The organism is Microcoleus sp. w2-18bC1 (assembly GCF_036700365.1).
GTDB lineage: Bacteria > Cyanobacteriota > Cyanobacteriia > Cyanobacteriales > Microcoleaceae > Microcoleus.
Window position 1 is genome coordinate 84,101 of sequence record NZ_JAUBOS010000005.1, and the last position, 13,944, is coordinate 98,044.

The 13,944-nt window shown below is 44.9% G+C and carries 10 protein-coding genes; 4 read left to right on the plus strand and 6 right to left on the minus strand.

What is annotated here, in order from left to right; translation table 11 throughout:
* Positions 1-27: 27 nt before the first annotated feature.
* The 3 genes from lnt to QT979_RS05355 form a co-directional block, all read right to left on the minus strand.
* Entirely contained in the window at positions 28-1,824 is a 1,797-nt protein-coding gene (gene lnt, locus QT979_RS05345; protein WP_333308606.1) for an apolipoprotein N-acyltransferase, read from the minus strand.
* A gap of 188 nt (positions 1,825-2,012) precedes the next feature.
* Complete coding sequence (gene psbA, locus QT979_RS05350) at positions 2,013-3,095, minus strand: photosystem II q(b) protein (protein ID WP_333083652.1); 1,083 nt, start codon at positions 3,093-3,095, stop codon at positions 2,013-2,015.
* 545 nt (positions 3,096-3,640) lie between these two features.
* Positions 3,641-3,988: a histidine triad nucleotide-binding protein gene (locus tag QT979_RS05355; protein ID WP_333308510.1), complete on the minus strand. Its 348-nt coding sequence runs from the start codon at positions 3,986-3,988 to the stop codon at positions 3,641-3,643.
* Between the two features lie 251 nt (positions 3,989-4,239).
* Between QT979_RS05355 and QT979_RS05360 the strand changes: the two genes are divergently transcribed.
* Together QT979_RS05360 and QT979_RS05365 are read left to right on the plus strand one after the other, a co-directional pair.
* On the plus strand, positions 4,240-5,769 hold the full coding sequence (locus QT979_RS05360) for a YifB family Mg chelatase-like AAA ATPase (RefSeq protein ID WP_333308512.1): 1,530 nt from the start codon (positions 4,240-4,242) through the stop codon (positions 5,767-5,769).
* Between the two features lie 946 nt (positions 5,770-6,715).
* A complete protein-coding gene (locus QT979_RS05365; protein ID WP_333211061.1) occupies positions 6,716-8,149 on the plus strand; it encodes a hypothetical protein in 1,434 nt (477 codons plus the stop codon).
* 432 nt (positions 8,150-8,581) lie between these two features.
* On the opposite strand, the gene QT979_RS05370 is transcribed toward QT979_RS05365, so the two are convergent.
* Both QT979_RS05370 and QT979_RS05375 read right to left on the minus strand, forming a co-directional pair.
* Positions 8,582-9,424, minus strand: a complete 843-nt coding sequence (locus tag QT979_RS05370; protein ID WP_333211059.1) for a hypothetical protein — start codon at positions 9,422-9,424, stop codon at positions 8,582-8,584.
* A gap of 588 nt (positions 9,425-10,012) precedes the next feature.
* Positions 10,013-10,411, minus strand: a complete 399-nt coding sequence (locus tag QT979_RS05375; RefSeq protein ID WP_015175606.1) for a DUF4342 domain-containing protein — start codon at positions 10,409-10,411, stop codon at positions 10,013-10,015.
* Positions 10,412-10,809: 398 nt separating this feature from the next.
* Between QT979_RS05375 and QT979_RS05380 the strand changes: the two genes are divergently transcribed.
* Complete coding sequence (locus QT979_RS05380) at positions 10,810-10,935, plus strand: hypothetical protein (protein ID WP_333169341.1); 126 nt, start codon at positions 10,810-10,812, stop codon at positions 10,933-10,935.
* A 907-nt stretch (positions 10,936-11,842) separates the two neighbouring features.
* Entirely contained in the window at positions 11,843-13,327 is a 1,485-nt protein-coding gene (locus QT979_RS05385) for an ATP-binding protein (RefSeq protein ID WP_333211057.1), read from the plus strand.
* A gap of 216 nt (positions 13,328-13,543) precedes the next feature.
* Here the strand turns inward: QT979_RS05385 and QT979_RS05390 are convergent, their stop codons facing one another.
* Positions 13,544-13,924 carry a hypothetical protein gene (locus QT979_RS05390; RefSeq protein WP_333211055.1) on the minus strand — a complete coding sequence of 127 codons (381 nt, stop codon included), beginning with the start codon at positions 13,922-13,924 and terminating at the stop codon, positions 13,544-13,546.
* Positions 13,925-13,944: the final 20 nt, after the last annotated feature.

Genomic DNA, 13,944 nt, shown 5'->3' on the forward strand with positions numbered 1-13,944 from the left:
TAAAATCTAAAATCTAAAAGCTTCGGATTAATTTTTTTTAACAATAAACAGCATTAACCCAGCCCATACTAACAATACAGGCGTCAGCCAATCTCCCCACCGCACGTAAAAAGTCCGAGTTCGCCGCCGATAAATAGTAACATCTCGGACTTCATAAGTATTAATTCCCGACTTCCAAATTGTCTCACCGTGAGGATTAACAAAAGCAGAGTAACCTGTATTAGTTGCGATAACTGCCCATCTATCCGTCTCAATTGCCCGCATCACATCTAAAGCGTGATGTTGAGCTAACATCGGCGGTTTGTAATGGGCATTGTTGGAAGCGGTAATCATAAATTCGCCTCCCATCGCCGCCTGATATCGGAAATTTTCAGCAAAGGCTGAATCGTAACAAATTCCGACAATGGCGCGGCCAAACGGCGTATCAAACAATTGTTTAGAATTACCGGGTACTAAATGAGCATCTAAGGGAGAAAGACGATTAATAATCCCGCCTAAGATTTCGTAAAAAGGGATATATTCGCCTAAAGGTACGAGCTTTAGTTTATCGTAGCGACCGACAATTTCTCCAGTGCGATCGATCGCCAATAAGCTGTTAGTGATACTATTCTCTTGCTGTCCGAATCCTCCAACCCAAGCCACCACACCGCGTTCGAGAATAGCTTGGTAAAAAGAAAGGGTAGAACGCTGATACTCGTTTGTCCAGATAAAAGGCAAAGCTGTCTCTGGAATTAACACAGCATCGACTTTTCTGTCTGCTAACTGTTTGTATCCAGTGGTGTAACCTTCCAAAGCGCGCCGCCAACCCCCTGAATCAAACTTAATCTCGTTAGGAATGTTGCCTTGAATAATGCCAATTTTTAAAGCGGTTTCAGCTTCTTGATTCAAAGGGCGGTTGTACAAAATCCAGCCTGCAATATGCAAAATTAAGCACAAACTTACAGGCAAAATATAAGCAATCCAATTCTTCCTTCTTCCTTCTTCCTTCTTCCTTCTTCCTTCTATAAAAGCTTCGGCAATTAAGCCATTTACTGCTACAATAGCGGCTGTTACTGCGCTGGGCCCGGAGAGTTGGTCGAGGTGCAATATTGCTAAATTGTGGGGGCTTTGCGTGTAAGATAGTGATGTCCACCACAGCGAACCTGTACTCCAAATACTTTCTAAGGCACACCACAAAGCTGTCCCAATTAAAACGCGAGTTAATGCTGAAAATTTAGAGCTACCCCCCCCAGCCATCCCTTGTAAAGGGGGGGAGTTAAGAATAATAAGATCGGAGCTACCCCCCCCTGCCCCCCCTTGTAAAGGGGGGGAGTTAAGAATAAGATTTGGATTTTTTCCGCGTAAAGTTAGGGAGTTGAGAATTACAAATAGCCACGCCCAAACGGCGACTAATGCTGCTCCCCAGAGGGTGATGAATGCCCAGCAAAAAAGTGCGATCGCCAAACTCGGCCACCAAGGAACTCCCAACCAAGTCATCGGGTGAATTCCCATAATCCAAGATAAAGCTAATCCGTGATAGCCAATTCCCCAGAGTGAAGGAAGAAGGAAGTTCGGCAACGGATTCTGTAACGGATGTAACGGATGGATGTTGAGGAAAGAAGGAAGAAAGAGAAATTTTTGTTTTTGTTCTTCTATTTTTGGCTTTTGATAAGTGACAACCAAAACCCACAGGGGAGCTAATGCTACCCAAGCCAATAGCCAAGCATTTACTGGTGCGGTTGTCAATGCCATCAAAATGCCGCTAAAAAATGCGATCGCCCAGGCTAATGTTTTGGATTTATGAACCACGAGTTTTTCAACTTTGTGCCTGTTAAATATCGCCACTTTGAGGATTGCCAAAAATAATAATTCTTAATCAATATATCAGATCGATCGGGAAGTTCGCCAAGGCGCAGTGTATGGGATTTAACGGATCTAACGAATTCAAGAGAAGGAAATCTCTCAAATTCTAGTTGCCAAAACAAGAAGCGCCCCTATTTCTAGGAGCGCTTTTTGTTAATCAAAAGCTAAATTTAGCCGTTGATGGAAGGAGCAACCATTGCTACGGGAGTTGTTTCACCAGCAGCCAAGTCGAGGGGGAAGTTGTGAGCGTTGCGCTCGTGCATTACTTCCATACCCAAGTTAGCGCGGTTGATGACATCAGCCCAAGTGTTGATGACGCGACCTTGCGAGTCGATAACCGATTGGTTGAAGTTGAAACCGTTCAAGTTAAACGCCATCGTGGAGATACCCAAAGAGGTAAACCAGATACCGACAACTGGCCATGCACCTAACAAGAAGTGCAAAGAACGGCTGTTGTTAAAGCTCGCGTATTGGAAGATTAACCGACCGAAGTAGCCGTGGGCTGCAACGATGTTGTAGGTTTCTTCTTCTTGACCGAATTTGTAACCGTAGTTCAAAGATTCAGTTTCGGTTGTTTCGCGAACCAAAGAAGATGTTACCAAGGAACCGTGCATGGCGGAGAACAGAGCACCGCCGAAGACACCAGCAACTCCCAACATATGGAAGGGGTGCATCAGGATGTTGTGCTCGGCTTGGAACACGATCATGAAGTTGAATGTGCCGGAGATACCCAAGGGCATACCGTCAGAGAACGAACCTTGTCCAATTGGGTAGATCAAGAATACTGCGGTGGCTGCTGCAACTGGTGCAGAGTAAGCGACGCAGATCCAAGGACGCATACCTAAGCGGTAAGACAGTTCCCATTCACGACCCATGTAGCAGAAAATGCCAATCAGGAAGTGAAATACTACCAATTGGTAGGGGCCGCCGTTGTACAACCATTCATCGAGGGAAGCTGCTTCCCAGATGGGATAGAAGTGAAGCCCGATCGCATTCGATGAAGGAACAACAGCACCAGTAATGATGTTGTTGCCGTACATCAAGGAACCTGCAACTGGTTCGCGGATGCCGTCGATGTCCACTGGAGGAGCAGCGATGAAGGCGATGATGTAGCAGATGGTGGCACTCAGCAAGGTAGGAATCATCAAGACGCCGAACCAACCGATGTAAATCCGGTTTTCAGTGCTTGTGACCCATTCACAAAAGCGTTCCCAAACGTTGCCGCTTTCGCGACGCTGTACGGTTGTTGTCATTTGGTTTATGATGGCTTAATTGAATTTTCAAAGTTCGTTGTGGGGATGCCCCACGCTTATATTAGTAACACCATTCACTAAAGTTTGCCAAGGGATTTCTGCTGACAATTTAAAGATTTTACAAACTTTTACAAAAACTGGATTACTGGTAAATATTTGTAGTTTTTTACAAAGCAATATTACTCACATAATAGGTTAAATATAGCGACCTGAAGAACTGCATCTATTAGCTGTAGATGGGTTCAGCAGTTTGAGCAAATTACTTTAGTTCAGGTCGATTTTCTTTCATTTTAAATATCTCTTAATTTCGTCTGGGGGAGAGGATTTTTAATATTTATTCACATATAGCCGGTGGATTCTGCGAGCGGAAATTTTTATCGGGAGAATACTGACAACCGGGTTTCTAGTGCGGGCTGCATTCTCAATAATCTCCAATCAACGGGGTGTATTGACAAAAAAAGAAACCCGGTTTCTGAGGCGCTTGGCAATAGAAATCAACCGGGTTTCTGAGGATGAGTCCGCAAGTTCGGGGTAAAAATTAGCCTTTAGCCTGGGGGCCACTTCATCTGCCGACCGCCGAGAATGTGAAGGTGCATGTGGTCTACAGTTTGGCCGCCGTCGCTGCCGCTATTAATGACGACGCGATAGCCGTTGCTAAGTCCGAGTTGGTCTGCTACCCGCTTGACAGTCAGCAGCAGGTGTCCCATGAGAGCATGATCTTCCGACTCGGCATCGGCTAATTTGGCAATAGGCTGTTTGGGAATGACGAGGATGTGGACGGGTGCTTGCGGATGGATATCTCTGAAGGCGAGGGCCAAGTCGTCTTCATAAACGATGTCTGCGGGAATCTCTTTGCGGATGATTTTGCTGAAAAGCGTTTCTTGAGTTGTCATGGGTATTAACGAAGTTCGGCAACGGATTGTGTAACGGATGTAACGGATTTAACGGATGGAGTTTGACGGAAGAGGACAGAAGGCGGAAGTGGGAAGGGGAAGTGGGAAGAGGGAAGACTCAGCAGGAGAGAGGGAAGAGGAGAAAAAGAAGAGGCAAGGAAAAGTTTTTCTTGCCTCTCCCGATATTCATTAGTCATTGTTAATCATAATAGATGATGAATCAAGGACAGGCAAATTAAGGATAAAGAAAAATGCTTGCTAGGGTTTGGAGTGCATCGATCGTTGGAATTGACGCGGTAAAGGTGGGTGTTGAGGCTGATGTGTCAGGGGGGCTACCGAAAATTGTGGTTGTGGGATTGCCCGATTCTGCGGTGCAAGAAGCTAAAGAAAGGGTTAAGGCTACGCTAAAAAATTCGGGATATGCTTTTCCGATGCGGAGTATTGTGATTAATTTGACACCGGCAGATTTGCGGAAGGAAGGGCCGAGTTTTGATTTGCCGATCGCCATTGGCATTTTAGCAGCATCGGAACAAGTCAGCGCTGAACTTTTGGGAGATTATTTGTTTTTAGGGGAACTTTCTTTAGATGGGAGTTTGCGGCCTGTGGCTGGGGTTTTGCCGATCGCCGCTGCTGCTCAAAAAATGGGTATTTCAGGATTAGTTGTACCGGCTGGTAACGCGCAGGAAGCGGCTTTGGTGCACGGAATATCTGTTTATGGTTTTGAGAATATTTTTGCAGTTACTGATTTTTTGAACAATCCTGAAGTTTATTCGCCTGTAGAAGTAAACGGTCGAGAAGAGTTAGCAAAAACGCGGTTTCCGGGTTTAGATTTAAAGGATGTAAAGGGGCAAATTCACGCGCGGCGGGCTTTGGAAATTGCGGCGGCGGGGGGACACAATTTAATTTTTGTGGGGCCGCCAGGGAGCGGTAAGACTATGTTGGCGAGGCGTTTGCCTGGTATTTTGCCACCGCTGACTTTTGATGAAGCTTTGGATGTAACTCAAATTCATTCGGTGGCTGGGTTGTTGAAGGATAAGGGAAGCTTGGTGGGCGATCGACCTTTTCGCAGTCCTCACCATTCGGCATCGGGGCCTTCTTTGGTAGGTGGCGGCAGTTTTCCGCGTCCGGGTGAAATTTCTTTAGCACATCGCGGCATTCTTTTTCTGGATGAATTAACTGAGTTTAAAAGAGATGTTTTGGAGTTTTTGCGACAACCGCTGGAAGATGGTTATGTGACGATTTCTCGGACTAGACAATCGGTGATGTTTCCGGCTCAATTCACTTTAGTTGCGAGTACGAATCCTTGCGCTTGCGGTTATTACGGGGATTCGATTCAACAGTGTACTTGTTCGCCGCAAAAGAGGGAGCAATATTGGGCAAAACTTTCGGGGCCTTTGATGGATCGGATTGATTTGCAAGTGGCGGTTAATCGTTTGAAACCCGAGGAAATTACGCGACAGCCGACGGGAGAGGAGTCGGAACCTGTGCGGGTGAGAGTACAGCGGGCGCGAGAGCTCGCTACTCGCCGTTTTCAGTCGGAATCTAGTTTGCGCTGTAATGCGGAGATGCAAAGCAGTCACATTAATAGATGGTGTCAGTTGGATGATGCTTCTCGGAATTTATTGGAGATGGCGATTCGGAAGTTGGGGCTTTCGGCGAGGGCGAGCGATCGCATTTTGAAGGTTGCTAGAACTATTGCTGATTTGTCGGGGGATGAAAGCTTGAAAACGAATCATGTGGCGGAGGCGGTGCAGTATCGGACGATCGATCGGATGCAGTAAGTCAATCGATTTTAGATTTTAGATTTTAGAGGCGACCCCACGGATAAATGCTCTTTCTTGAGGATTTTCGATTTTCGATTTGGGATTGATTCCACGGATAAATCACGTGGCGGGTACCACCTTTGAAATTCGCTTGTCAGCAACGGCTCAAAAGACACAATCCCCCGATCGCCGACTTCTGAAAAAAGTTGGGTATTTAACAGTTGATTCGGCGATTTAAATGGCTTCTAAACATACGAAGTCCCAGCAGAGGGGGACTAAGGGATTAAGGGGGTATTTCAGCTCGATTGATGTTGTCCAATTATTTAATTGAGCCACTGAAATGCCCCCGATGTTCCCCTGTTGATTGTCGGATTTTGTACGGCATGGTGCCAGGAGCAATGGTGACAGTTGTGTAAGTTCTGTTACTGTTATAGTGGGAGAGGTGACAGCAAACCAAGGCAGCAGTTAAAGTGGCGATCGAGGAAACTTTAGGCCAACTGCCCAAAAGCTAATCAACTCAAGTGTATCAGCGCGAATATCAAGAAGTTTATCAGCAAGTCTAGGAATCTTATTCTGAGGCAGGACGCAGTGTTTATACCACCGCAGTTTGATGCTGGTGTCAAGGACACCCACCCACAGCTTTTGTCAAAAATCCCTCATAATTTCCTCAAAAATTCATCAAGTTTTTACCCACTTTTTATCATTTTTACTGTAATTTATGATACCGATCGCCCAAGTTGCCCGAATCTCCACAACTGCCGAATTTTTAATATTTAATTTCCCGCTCTCCCTCTCCCTCCCTCTCCCTCGCTCTTTCTCCCTCTTTCTCTTTCCCTCGCCCCCTCTCCCTGTTTCACCATAAAATTTGAAATTTTTGAGTGACGAATTATGGCACGATCGCAGCGCGTTTTGATACCATTCAATCAAGCGCAAGACAATCAGGGAATGCACTGGAGGTGTGTAAATGGAGCTTTTGGCAGAACAAAAACGGTGCTTGGATTGCTTGGTAAGCTCGATCGAGCAATTGGGAGGTCGAGTAGATATTCCAAAGCTGGAGCAGATAGCTGAGCTAATCATTCAAACGATGAGAGGGCCTTGGCGCTACTTTCACACGTCGGAACACATTTTTGAGGTCGGGGGGTCAGTCGATCCGATCGAGGTGCTGGCTGCGCTGTTTCACGACCTCGTGTACGTGCAAGTCGATCAGGGCGTTAGTTTCAATATTAGCAGCGCCCTTTGTCCTTTTGTCAAAGAGGTGCGATCGCAGTTAGTTATTAGAGATGAAACCGAACGGCCCGACGATGCCATCTATCAGCTAGTTATTAGAGATGAAACCGAACTGCCCGACGATGCCATGTATCAGCTAGTGGCCTCAGTATTTGGGTTTATTTCCGGCAAGACTCTCTCTCCATTTGGCGGCCAAAACGAATTTTTGAGTGCCGTTATTGCTGCCAAATCTTTGGAGCCTTTTTTGCCAGCTAGTGCGATCGCTGAGATAACAGCTTGCATCGAAGCTACTATCCCTTTTCGTCCCGTTTCGCCCAGCGGTTTGAGCGCGATCGAACTTTTGCACCAGCGTTTGGTAAGTGCAAACCGTGATTTTAACTTGGGATGGAGCGATGCTCAAACCGTAGAAATTGTCAAGCGTTCTGTCAGGTTAGCAAATCGGGATGTCGAGAATTTTGCCTCTAGAAATTCCTCTAATTTCTTAGACAATACCTGGAACTTGATGCCAGAAACCAACCACGAATTGACCAATGTTAATTCCTATACTGTTGCCGGATATCGCAGGTCTCTGCAAAAAATGGAAGGATTTTTGAACTTCCTCAAACCCGAACTGGTTTTCCAGCAATTTATGCAAGAGCCGGACGATGAAACCTACGCTAACCTGATTGCCCGAACTCGCAAAAATATCGAAGTTGCTAAACTTTATCTGGGGGTAAAGCTAATTACTATCGCCATTTTAGAAGCTCTTTCCTACCGTTTGGGCCGCGATATTCCGCTTTCAACTATGATGGGAGAATTACGCACACCAGGATTTAAAACTTCTGTTTTGGAGGATTACTTGCCCAACAGACAGAGCGCCTACCCATTAGAAAGTCAGTTACAAAGAGAAGTGTTAGACCTGCTAGAAATAGGACGCAATCAAGAATCGCGCTATGATATTAAAAACTCCCCGGTTTCTACGTTTATTATCAAATCTATCGGCTTTGCTGAAACTGAAAACTTTTTGAAGAAAGCTCAAGAGTTTTTTGCAGATCCTACTTCCTCGGAAGAGTTTCTCTCTTACTGCGCTCCCGATGTCATCGAGACCATCTCCTCCGGCGTGATGAAACTCTTTGACAGCAGGAAGACGGCTTTAGGGAAAGTTAAATTAGTTCACCAAACTGTTTCTTAGGATAGGTTGGCACAATCTTAAAACGTTTTCCATTGCAGAAACCAGGTTTCTTGAGTTCAGCCACAATGTCCGGTTAGTCTGAGATGTTGCACCATTCTCGCTTAACAAGCTTTCGGGCCTGTTTCACAAAGAATGAGTTTTCTTGTGGGGAGTAGGGGTTGGGCAGGAGATTCCGCCTATAGCAGGCTGATAGATAATGGTGCAAGATTTCAGTTTAAACTATAAAAAAAGTCCTCTTTAACTCAGATGTTGCACCATTCTCACTCAGCCTTTTGTGAACAGGCTTTCCGGCCTGTTCCACAATAAAATTTATATTTTGTGGAACAGGCCGGAAAGCCTGTTGCTGACAATGGTGCAAGATATCAGCTTTAAAGGACTTTAGCTATGAGTCTGGGGTTTGAACCCCAGGCGGACTAATTCGACATCCAACTTCTATTGCGGTGAACCAGCCGTACCCTCTGCGCCGGAGTTGCTATCAGGTACCGCCGTATCTCTAGGATTAGAATCGCTCTGGCTTTCGGTATTAGTTTGACCGCTGGTACCTGCTCCAGAAGCACCATCATCTTGAGTTGGAGATGGAGTAGCTGAACTCTCAGGTGCTGGAGTTGGTCGAGTGGAATCTGGCTCCGTCTGCGAATTCGGAACCGTAGTATTGGTATTATTTGACGGCGAAGATGGAGACGGCGCTGCTTGTTGAGCGGGTGCATCTTGCTGCTGTGAATTTGGAATTGTAATATTGATATTGGGAGCCGGACTTGGTTGAGAAGTCGGAGTTGCCTGTTGAGCGGGACTTGGTTGAGGAGTCGGCGTAGCCTTTTGAACTGGAGATGGTTGAACCGGAACCGGAACAATCTTTTGAATGATCGTTTTTTCTCTCTCTATAGTCCGAGTCGGAGCTGGTGTTGCTGAAGGCTGATTCGCTTTCGGTACAACAATCACAGGAGCAGCGGTAGGAGTAGGAGCCTCCTCACCCCGATTGAAGTAATATACACTGCCGAGAACTAAGCCTACCAAAGAAGCCAAAAGAAGCCCTAACAGTAACCCGCGACCAGCATTCTCGTTATCGCGGACTTCTTGGACTCCAACTTGGCGGTGGTTTTCGGCCATTTCACCCTGTACATAACCTTGGTGATGAGCTGCTTCTTTAGAAGCCTTACCCGTTGTACTCGGAACATTTGTAGTGGTTCGCGTTGTACTGACGTGACCGTTAGTTGCATCGGTGTGAACTTCTTGATGAATTTCACGGCTAGAGCTATTTTCTTCGTTAGGTTTCATAATTATCTTGGGCACAACTATTCAAAAAATATTTGTCTGTAGGAGATGCTCTGCTTTGAAAACTTGAGCTAAGCTGTTGAGCATTTAAATCACTTATTTTGATTTAGTGTCAAAATTCAGGTGTAAGCGTTGGGTGTTTGGCTCATGAGTTTAAATGCTTAACAGCTTTTAGCTTAGGGAGTTTAGAGAACTTTTGGTTTTTCCTTCATTTGTATCCAATGTAACTCGTTAAGGTATTAACCAGGCTCTACCCTCAGAGTGATTCAGCAACGCCCCAAAGGGATAGGATTAGCCGTACTTCAACAAAGAATATCGGCTAAATGAGTTATTTATACTGCTTAGTGTGCAAGCATATAGCACTCCTAAATGAGTCGTAAAAAAATTACGACTCATTTAGGAGTGCTATATTTATAAAGCCCGTTTGTGCTTGAAATGTGTTTAAGTCCGGTTAGATAGCCATAATTAAGTTTTTAGTAATAAAGACAAGTTTTTTCTCATCAATCAACAGAGGATAGTCGTACTCACTACCAACAAGCTTGATTACGGGATATTCACCGGACAGGAGCCTTACTAACAACTAAATTTTTTTTATTCTGTTCTTTCAATGATGATGGTCATGTGAGCGACTAATGCACCTATCGCTCCTACTGCTGCAATGACTGGAAACAATGCCGCACCGATTACTCCACCGACTACTCCCACTGTCAAAGGAACTTCTACTAAGATCCGTCCCTCTTCATTTTTAATAATGATGCGGCGGATATTTCCTTCGTGAATCAGTTCTTTAACTTTAGCAACCAAATCGTCGCCGTTAATTTTCACCTCCTCGACGCTAACTTTTTGCTGAGTATAAGCGGGGGTTTCTAAAGGAGTCGTTTCAAAATTAACCTCAGTAACTTTTTGGGCAGAAACTTTTTCAGATACAGGTATTGATTCGAGTTCTCTTGTCCCGACAGGTTCTTGTTCGCGATCTGTAGGTGTGTCCATTTTTTGTTCTCCTTTTAGGTAAAAGTATTTTTGTATAGAATTATATTGAAATATAACACGCAACTTTTTTTGAATCAATCATTCTTTTGGGTGATCTTGGTGCTGTTGTCGTGATTTTATGAAGGTATGATGATGAAAATTCTCTCACTCTCTCGCTTCTGGGCTTATCCCATCTGTCCCTGTCTCCTTGTGCCGTTTAGTTAACTGTCTGCTTCTGGCCCTCGCACCGCCCCACCCTTGAAAAACCTCCAATCCCGACAACGAAAGGATGAGAGCGACTTTTACACTCTCAGAGACTCAGACTCAACAGGTGTACAGGTTGAAATACTGACATTGTACTGAAAGTACGATCGTCCCGCCGTGTATACAATTACCACCTCTAGTTCGGGAAACCGCACATGGAAACCGTCGCTTACTTTCCTCAAATGTCATTCCAATTTAGCTCAGTGCGATCGCCCAACCAAACCCCACCCCCGGAGGTTCCTCAAATCAACATCTTAGAGTTTCTAATGAGAATTGCCTAAAATCAAGGGGGAGGAGAAGTAATAATGATCGAAAGATTATCGCAACCAAACAAACTTCCTCAAAGTGAAGTGGAGGTTGGAGAAAAGTCGGGTAAAATACAATTATTTCCTTCTGCTTCCTCTTGATTCTCCGTCTCTGATTTTCCAGCGACAGAATTTAAATATCAAGTTGGTTGCCCGACGGTACTTTTGTGCAAATTTTTAAGGAACATTAAGCGAATGTGTGGAGCATGAGTTTTAGTTGCGATCGCACAACTTTAAGATCGGCTGGGAAAAAGTTCGTTGGTGAAGCTTTGGAGTCTCGATATGGCTAAAGTATAAGCTGCCGAACTTGACAAATAGCTCGCCATGGGGTCTCCCTGGCTTGGAGACTACCTACAATACAATATTCGGGTTGAGTGCGATCGGCATTTGTGCCAAAAAACTGACAATTGAGATTTATTAGCAATTGCCGGAAACCTGTTTTGCCTGAATTTTAAAATCGGGCGATCGGCTGCCGATTTGTCACTATTCTTGTTTTATTGTAATATAATTTTACGCAAGGGGTAATACGAAATGTACTGCCACAGGTCGCAGATGTTTATCCATCTGAACCAAATTAATGTCATCAAACATTAAAAATAGTTATGACTGTTATATTCGGATTAGTAAAATCTTGGATATATAAAACTCAATACATAGTCAGGCTTCAAAGGGGTGTCGGCTGTTAAATCAATCTAACCTGCAATATCGTTTCGGGGGACACCAGCTCGATTTAAGGCAAAAAATAATCCTGCTGAATTAACTGGATTCGAGGGAGCAGAGGAAAGTTGATGACTAAGCTATAAAAAGAGTTGAAAAAGCCTTCTAAATAGTAGGCAAGACTCCAGCAGCCAATCGCAACTGCCAATTACCAAAGGAGGGAGCAGTGTATGAAACTGACGGGTTGAGTCCCCTAAAATCGCCGCTTGGTTTGCGATCGACTCTACAGGAATTAACCCTGTACGACTTTCTCCTAGAATCTGAGTGTCCAGGGGACGAAGTTGCTAAAATTTTTCAAGCAAACCCTTTAGTTCCGGGCATCATCATCACTCAGCAAGGAAAGTTTATAGGGATGATTTCGCGGCGGCGTTATTTTGAACACATGAGCCGCCCCTACAGCTTGGAGTTATTTTCTCAACAGCCTTTGTTCATACTCTACCGCTTTACTAAAACTGATATGTTGGTTCTCGATCGCGAAACCTCAATTATGATGGCAGTGCGGCAGTCTTTGGAGCGATCGCCCGAACTAATCCACGAACCAATTGTAGTACAAGTAGAACCGGAAATTTACAAACTTTTAGACGTACACCAACTACTGCTTTCTCAGTTGCAAATTCACGAGTTATCAACCGTGGCGATGCGCGAGTCGCAAGCACAATTGAGACATCAAGCCCAACAGCTCGAACTTGCCCTGCTGGAACTTCAGCGCACTCAAACTCAACTAATTCAAACGGAGAAAATGTCTTCTTTGGGGCAGTTAGTAGCAGGAGTAGCTCACGAAATCAACAATCCGATCGGCTTTATCTACAGCAATTTGCACCACGCTAAAGAGTACACGCAAGGTTTAATGCGGATGCTCGACATCTACCGACAGCACTGTCCCGAACCCATCGCAGCAATTGAAGCGGAAGCAGAAAAAATCGAGTTCGATTATGTGCTAGAAGACTTGCCGAAAGTCTTAAATTCTATGCAGCAAGGTGCAGAAAGAGTGCGCGACATCGTTTTGTCGCTGCGTAATTTTTGCAGATTAGACGAAGCTGAAATGAAGCAGGTCAACATTCACGACGGTATCAACAACACCATTATGCTGTTGCAAAGCCAGCTTAAAGGGAAACCGGGGCAGGAGGCGATCGAAATTTACAAAGAATACAGCGACTTGCCGCTGGTGCAGTGCTATCCCGGACAGCTCAACCAGGTATTTATGAATATTTTACTTAATGCAATTTACGCTCTTGTTGAGTCTAATAAACACGAAATTTTTGATAAAAAAAGCGCGAATAAGTCGCAATCAGGCGAAGAAAAGCAGTTTAGTACAAAGACTCAATCATCAGTTTCTAAGTCTACCCGCCTGATTCCTACGATTCGGATTCGCACAGAGTTAATTGAGAAAAAAAAGGTAATAATTAAAATTTCTGACAACGGCCCGGGGATGACAGAAGATGTTCGGAAGCGGTTGTTTGACCCTTTCTTTACTACTAAGCCGGTCGGCCAAGGAACGGGTTTGGGACTGTCGATTAGCTATGAAATTGTTGTCAACCAACACGGCGGCACATTGAAGTGCTTTTCGGAACCGGGAAAAGGAGCAGAATTTGCGATCGAAATTCCGCTTCAACAGTCTTCCCTAGCACAGATTTTGCCTCGCTTTGCGTGATATGGCAGAAGGAAGTTCGGCAACGAGCAATGTACGGGATGTAACGGATGTAACGGATGTAACGGATGTCAGTCCGAAGGAAGTCTGAAGAAGGAATAAGGAAGAATGAAGAATGAAGAAGGAAGAAGCAATAAAAGTTAGGAACTCGGCTGTTGAAATCGCTTCTTGTCAAACTTTCGTTCCTCTGGGTTGAGAGTAAAGAATAAGGCCCGTCGGCTACCGCGAACCTTTGCAAACCCACTTCCACAAAGGATGACTCGGCCCCTGTTGGCGAATGCGGCGAACTTGTTGTTCCAAACCCTGTTTTTCCCGCAGGGGCAATCCTCGCACCATATTGCGACTTTGCCAAGTTAGCACTCCCAAAGTCATCCCCAAGCACAAACCTAAACCGAGAGTGGGCCAGCGATGAAAAGATAAACCATAGCGCACTGCTGCCCAAGTGAAGTGTTCTAACCACAAAGCGATTTCGTGGCGCAAACCCCAAATGCTCAAAGAACCTACGCTAATCCATAGCAATATCACTGTTAACCAGCGGCCGTAAACTGTTAGTTTGTGAAGCCTTTGGACTTCAATTTGAAAAGTTTGGTCAGTAGTCATTTGTTATTTGTTATTTGTTA

Coding starts and splice junctions, on each gene's coding strand:
- QT979_RS05355 (WP_333308510.1), bottom strand. CDS start 3,988: ATGACAACTCAAGAAACGCTTTTCAGCAAAATCATCCGCAAAGAGATT.
- QT979_RS05380 (WP_333169341.1), top strand. CDS start 10,810: ATGGAAACCGTCGCTTACTTTCCTCAAATGTCATTCCAATTTAGCTCA.
- QT979_RS05375 (WP_015175606.1), bottom strand. CDS start 10,411: ATGGACACACCTACAGATCGCGAACAAGAACCTGTCGGGACAAGAGAA.
- psbA (WP_333083652.1), bottom strand. CDS start 3,095: ATGACAACAACCGTACAGCGTCGCGAAAGCGGCAACGTTTGGGAACGC.
- QT979_RS05365 (WP_333211061.1), top strand. CDS start 6,716: ATGGAGCTTTTGGCAGAACAAAAACGGTGCTTGGATTGCTTGGTAAGC.
- QT979_RS05360 (WP_333308512.1), top strand. CDS start 4,240: ATGCTTGCTAGGGTTTGGAGTGCATCGATCGTTGGAATTGACGCGGTA.
- QT979_RS05370 (WP_333211059.1), bottom strand. CDS start 9,424: ATGAAACCTAACGAAGAAAATAGCTCTAGCCGTGAAATTCATCAAGAA.
- QT979_RS05390 (WP_333211055.1), bottom strand. CDS start 13,924: ATGACTACTGACCAAACTTTTCAAATTGAAGTCCAAAGGCTTCACAAA.